We start from the raw sequence: 6,026 nt of genomic DNA, 5'->3' as shown, positions 1-6,026 counted from the left end.
CTCGCTCGCCACCGCATCAGCGTCCTGTTCGCCATGCTCCGCGACGGCACCTTCTACGAGTCACGCGTCCCCGAGGCAGCCGCCGCATGACCACCTCGGGCTTGACGAAGGACATAGAGGCACCCCCCCCCGCACACGGGTGCTTGCCCGGCGCCCGGAGGTTCCTCACCCGGACGGCTTCGCGCCGACCGGGTGGAATCCCGCGCTCTGGGTGTACGGGCGCCTCAGTGCCGTTCGGCCCGGAGCCGTGCCACGTACGCGGCGGCCTGGGAACGCCGTTCCATGCCCAGCTTCGACAGCAGACCGGAGACGTAGTTCTTGATGGTCTTCTCCGCCAGGTGCAGCCGTTCGCCGATGGCCCGGTTGGTCAGCCCCTCGCCGATCAGGTCCAGGATCCTGCGCTCCTGATCGGTCAGGCTCGCCAGTCTGTCGTCGGTCTTGGGGGCGTTCCCGTCCCGCAGTCGCTCGAGGACGCGCGCGGTGGCGGCCGGGTCGAGCAGGGACCTGCCCGCCGCCACGTCCCGCACCGCCGTCAGCAGCTCGGCGCCGCGGATCGCCTTCAGGACGTAGCCGGAGGCCCCAGCCATGATCGCGTCGAAGAGGGCCTCGTCGTCCGCGTGCGAGGTGAGCATCAGACATTTGATGTCCTCGTTCCGCGACCGGACCTCCCGGCAGACCTCGATCCCGCTTCCGTCGGGGAGGTGCACATCGAGGATCGCCACATCGGGGCGCACCACAGGGATCCTGACCAGGGCATCTGCCGCCGTACCGGCCTCACCGACGACCTCGATGTCGTCCTCGACGGAGAGCAGCTCGTACACGCCGCGACGCACGACCTCGTGGTCATCCACCAGGAATACGGTGATTTTTCCTTCTTCGTGCACGGCCCAAGTCTCACATACTCACTCTTCCCATGCCGGGGCGACCGGGATAACGTGCCCGTGTTCCGGCAGCCGGCAAGGCTGTGACCAGTGGTTGTTCCCGTATTTCTCGATTTACTTGGAAATCCAAGCAAAATCGCAGGTCAAATGGGGTTTCGCAGGAATGCGCCCCACTGGGTAACGTGCCTTTGGCAGGCGCTCGCCGGGGCACCTGTCACGCCTGTTCCCGGCCGAGCCGCACCCACCCCGTGCACCGTAGGGAGACAGGCGAGCCGCACTGGACCCCGGCGGACCCCGGGAGCCGGACAGACGGAGGAGCACGCACGTGACCGTGGAGAACACTGCCGCGCGCAAACCGCGCCGCAGCAGTAAGCGCGTCAGCGCAGCGAAGAAGCCAACGGGTTCCGAGCCCCAGCTCGTACAGCTGCTGACGCCCGAGGGTGAGCGGGTCGAGCACCCGGACTACGACCGCTATGTCGCCGACCTCGGCCCCGACGAGCTCCGCGGGCTCTACCGGGACATGGTCCTCACCCGCCGTTTCGACGCCGAGGCCACGGCGCTGCAGCGCCAGGGCGAGCTGGGCCTGTGGGCCTCGCTGCTCGGCCAGGAAGCCGCCCAGATCGGCTCCGGCCGCGCCCTGCGCGACGACGACTACGTCTTCCCGACCTACCGCGAGCACGGCGTCGCCTGGTGCCGCGGGGTCGACCCGACGAATCTGCTCGGGATGTTCCGCGGCGTGAACCACGGCGGCTGGGACCCGAACAGCAACAACTTCCACCTGTACACGATCGTCATCGGCTCGCAGACGCTGCACGCCACCGGCTACGCGATGGGCGTCGCCAAGGACGGCGCCGACTCCGCGGTGATCGCGTACTTCGGCGACGGTGCCTCCAGCCAGGGCGACGTGGCGGAGTCGTTCACCTTCTCCGCGGTCTACAACGCCCCGGTCGTGTTCTTCTGCCAGAACAACCAGTGGGCGATCTCCGAGCCCACCGAGCGCCAGACCCGGGTGCCGCTCTACCAGCGTGCCCAGGGCTACGGCTTCCCCGGAGTCCGCGTCGACGGCAACGACGTGCTCGCGTGCCTGGCCGTGACCCGGTCCGCGCTGGAGCGTGCCCGCCGGGGCGAGGGCCCGACGCTGGTCGAGGCGTTCACCTACCGCATGGGTGCCCACACCACCTCCGACGACCCCACCCGCTACCGCCACGACGACGAGCGGGTGGCCTGGGAGGCCAAGGACCCGATCCTGCGTCTCCGGAAGTACCTGGCCGCGCAGGGCCACGCCGACGAGGCCTTCTTCACCGAGCTCGACGCGGAGAGCGACGCGCTCGCCAAGCGCGTCCGCGAGGCGGTGCGCGCCATGCCCGACCCGGACGACATGGCCATGTTCGACCACGTCTACGCCGACGGGCACGCCCTCGTCGACGAGGAGCGCGCGCAGTTCGCCGCGTACCAGGCGTCGTTCGCCGACGCGCCGCAGGAGGGCAAGTAGCCATGGCCGTAGAGAAGATGTCGCTCGCCAAGGCGCTCAACGAGTCGCTGCGGAAGGCTCTCGACACCGACCCCAAGGTCCTCGTCATGGGCGAGGACGTGGGCAAGCTCGGCGGAGTCTTCCGCATCACCGACGGGCTCCAGAAGGACTTCGGCGAGGAGCGGGTCATCGACACCCCGCTCGCCGAGTCCGGCATCGTCGGCACCGCGATCGGTCTCGCCCTGCGCGGCTACCGCCCGGTCGTCGAGATCCAGTTCGACGGTTTCGTCTTCCCCGCGTACGACCAGATCGTCACGCAGCTCGCGAAGATGCACGCCCGCGCGCTCGGCAAGGTCAAGCTGCCGGTCGTCGTCCGCATCCCCTACGGCGGCGGCATCGGCGCGGTCGAGCACCACTCCGAGTCGCCCGAGGCGCTGTTCGCCCATGTGGCCGGTCTCAAGGTCGTCTCGCCGTCGAACGCGGCCGACGGCTACTGGATGCTCCAGCAGGCCATCCAGAGCGACGACCCGGTGATCTTCTTCGAGCCCAAGCGGCGCTACTGGGACAAGGGCGAGGTCGACACCGAGTCCATCCCGGACCCGCTGCACGCCGCCCGCGTCGCCCGTGCCGGCACGGACATCACCCTCGCCGCCTACGGCCCGATGGTGAAGGTCTGCCTGGAGGCCGCCGCGGCCGCCGAGGAGGAGGGCAAGTCGGTCGAGGTCCTGGACCTGCGCTCGATGTCCCCGATCGACTTCGACGCCGTGCAGCGGTCGGTGGAGAGGACGGGCCGGCTGGTCGTCGTCCACGAGGCCCCGGTGTTCTACGGCTCGGGTGCGGAGATCGCCGCCCGCATCACGGAGCGGTGCTTCTACCACCTGGAGGCGCCGGTCCTGCGGGTCGGCGGATTCCACGCTCCGTACCCGCCGGCCCGGCTGGAGGAGGAGTACCTTCCGGGACTGGACCGGGTGCTCGACGCCGTCGACCGCTCGCTGGCGTACTGAGGAGAGGGTCGTGACGACGATGACTGACGCTTCCGCCCGCTTCCGCGAGTTCAAGATGCCCGACGTGGGCGAGGGACTCACCGAGGCCGAGATCCTCAAGTGGTACGTCCAGCCCGGCGACACCGTCACCGACGGCCAGGTCGTGTGCGAGGTCGAGACCGCCAAGGCCGCGGTGGAGCTGCCCATCCCGTACGACGGAGTGGTGCACGAGCTCCGCTTCGACGAGGGCACCACCGTGGACGTCGGCACCGCGATCATCACCGTGGACGTGGCGCCGGGCTCCGGCCCGGCCGAGGAGCCGCCGCCGGCGGCCACCGAGCCCACGGTCGCGGCAGCCGAGCCGGAGGCCGAGGCGAAGGACAAGCCCACCGGCCGCCAGCCCGTGCTGGTCGGCTACGGCGTGGCCGAGTCCTCCACCAAGCGCCGTCCGCGCAAGGGCACCTCGGTGCCCGGGCAGGCCCAGCCGGCCGCGCGGGCCGAGGCCAAGGCGGCCGGGCAGGCCGAGCTGAACGGTCACGGGACCGCGGCGCCCCGCCCGCTGGCCAAGCCCCCGGTCCGCAAGCTGGCCAAGGACCTCGGGGTGGACCTCGCCACGGTCGTGCCGAGCGGCCCCGACGGGATCATCACCCGCGACGACGTCCGTGCTGCCGTGGCCCCGGCCGAGGCACCCGCGCCCGCCGCGGCGCCCGAGCCCGTGGCCGCGGAGACCGCTGCGGTGCCTTCCGGCGCGGCGGCCGCCGGCGCCCGCGAGACCCGGATCCCGATCAAGGGCGTCCGGAAGGCCACCGCCGCGGCGATGGTCGGCTCCGCCTTCACCGCGCCGCACGTCACCGAGTTCATCACGGTCGACGTCACGCGCACGATGAAGCTGGTCGAGGAGCTGAAGTCCGACAAGGACATGGCCGGGCTGCGGGTGAACCCCCTGCTGCTCGTCGCCAAGGCGCTGCTGGTCGCGATCAGGCGCAACCCGGAGGTCAACGCCGCCTGGGACGAGGCGAACCAGGAGATCGTGCTCAAGCACTACGTCAACCTGGGCATCGCCGCGGCCACCCCGCGCGGTCTGATCGTGCCGAACATCAAGGACGCGCACGACAAGACCCTGCCGCAGCTCGCCGGGGCCCTCGGCGAGCTGGTGTCCACAGCCCGTGAGGGGAAGACGACCCCGGCCGCCATGCAGGGCGGCACGGTGACGATCACCAACGTGGGCGTCTTCGGGGTCGACACCGGCACGCCGATCCTCAACCCCGGTGAGTCGGCCATCCTCGCGGTCGGTGCGATCAAGCTGCAGCCGTGGGTCCACAAGGGCAAGATCAAGCCGCGCCAGGTCACCACGCTCGCGCTCTCCTTCGACCACCGACTGGTCGACGGCGAACTGGGCTCCAAGGTCCTGGCGGACGTCGCCGCCGTGCTGGAGCAGCCGAAGAGGCTCATCACCTGGGCCTGACCGGCCGGTTCACCACGCGACACCGCACGAGGAAGGTCCCGGGACGCCACCGCGTCCCGGGACCTTCCCGTCGGTCGGCGAGCGCGTCGATCAGTCGCGCTGGGCGCCGGCCGGGAGCGGACGCAGCTCCATCGAGCGGGCGCTGGTGGAGGCGAAGCCGAAGTCGAGCAGCTTCGCCGCGTCCTTGAAGCGGTTGTCGCCGGTGGACGAGGCCAGGACGACACCGGTGTAGGTCTTGCCGTTGCGCGTCGCGGCGAAGACGAGGCAGGGGCCCGCCGCCGTGCCCGTACCGGTCTTCACACCGATGGCGCCGTTGTAGGAGCCCAGCAGCTTGTTGGTGTTGTACCAGGTGTACGTGCGGGTGCCGCCGGTGCTGGTCGTGGCCGGGGCCTTGTAGGACGTGGGCTTGACGACGTCGCGGAAGACGGAGCTGCTCATGGCGTGACGGGCCAGCTTCGCCAGGTCCCACGGGGTCGTGTAGTTGTTCCCGGTCGTGGAGATGCCGTCGAACGAGTCGAACTTGGTGTTGACCAGGCCGAGCTGCTTGGCCTTCGCGTTCATCTTGCCGATGAAGGACTTCGTGCGGGCCGAGGTCGTCGTGCCCGTGCCGAAGGTGTCGGCGAGGGCGTACGCGGCGTCGCAGCCGGACGGCAGCATCAGCCCGGACAGCAGTTGGCGGACGGTCAGCTTGTCACCGGTGCGCAGGTCAGCGGTGCTGGCGCCCTCGCGGGCGACGTAGTTGCGGTACTCCGCCTTGACCGTGACCTTCTTGTTCAGGTCGACGCCCGGGATGGTGAGGACCGTGATGGCCGTCACCAGCTTCGTCGTGCTCGCCATCTGGCGGCGCGTGTTGTTGGCCTTGCCGTAGACCGGCTTGCCGTCCGCCTGGTCCAGCAGGAATCCGCCCTTGGCGGTGATGGACGGGATCGGCGTGGCCGCCTGTGCGGGGGCGGCCAGGGGCGAGGCCGTCAGCAGCAGACCACCCGCGAGAGCGACGGTGGCGGCGCGGCGCAGGCCCTTGTGACTGGTTTTCAAAGGAAACGCTCCGATAGTCGCGTATGCGTCGAAAGCCTGGCTTTCACAGTCAATTGGGGATCTGGAGAAAGGACGATCCCGATACAAGACACGTGAGGGGCGCGAATGGATGCACGGGGTGTGACGCGCGTTTCGGCCAGGCTTCCCCGGCGGCCCCCTCCCCGGGGCGGTGCACGCGCCCGCGTTCGCGT

5 protein-coding genes are annotated in these 6,026 nt (G+C 70.1%); 3 read left to right on the top strand and 2 right to left on the bottom strand.

The features are described from left to right. Positions 1–224 precede the first annotated feature (224 nt). Positions 225–884: a response regulator gene (locus tag QMZ92_RS25970; RefSeq protein WP_283299908.1), complete on the bottom strand. Its 660-nt coding sequence runs from the start codon at positions 882–884 to the stop codon at positions 225–227. Positions 885–1,206: 322 nt separating this feature from the next. Between QMZ92_RS25970 and pdhA the strand changes: the two genes are divergently transcribed. The 3 genes from pdhA to QMZ92_RS25955 are packed head-to-tail and all read left to right on the top strand — an operon-like array spanning position 1,207 to position 4,800. Further along, positions 1,207–2,373: a pyruvate dehydrogenase (acetyl-transferring) E1 component subunit alpha gene (pdhA, locus tag QMZ92_RS25965; RefSeq protein ID WP_283299907.1), complete on the top strand. Its 1,167-nt coding sequence runs from the start codon at positions 1,207–1,209 to the stop codon at positions 2,371–2,373. 2 nt (positions 2,374–2,375) lie between these two features. Further along, positions 2,376–3,356, top strand: a complete 981-nt coding sequence (locus QMZ92_RS25960; RefSeq protein ID WP_269729378.1) for an alpha-ketoacid dehydrogenase subunit beta — start codon at positions 2,376–2,378, stop codon at positions 3,354–3,356. A gap of 10 nt (positions 3,357–3,366) precedes the next feature. Further along, positions 3,367–4,800 (top strand): dihydrolipoamide acetyltransferase family protein, encoded by a 1,434-nt coding sequence (locus QMZ92_RS25955; RefSeq protein ID WP_283299906.1) that lies wholly within the window; start codon positions 3,367–3,369, stop codon positions 4,798–4,800. 90 nt (positions 4,801–4,890) lie between these two features. On the opposite strand, the gene QMZ92_RS25950 is transcribed toward QMZ92_RS25955, so the two are convergent. Continuing rightward, on the bottom strand, positions 4,891–5,814 hold the full coding sequence (locus QMZ92_RS25950; protein ID WP_283299912.1) for a D-alanyl-D-alanine carboxypeptidase family protein: 924 nt from the start codon (positions 5,812–5,814) through the stop codon (positions 4,891–4,893). Positions 5,815–6,026 lie beyond the last annotated feature (212 nt).

Source organism: Streptomyces sp. HNM0645 (assembly GCF_030056615.1).
Taxonomy (GTDB): domain Bacteria; phylum Actinomycetota; class Actinomycetes; order Streptomycetales; family Streptomycetaceae; genus Streptomyces; species Streptomyces marianii.
Note: the sequence above shows the minus strand (reverse complement) of the source record. Positions and strands in the feature narration are given on the sequence as shown.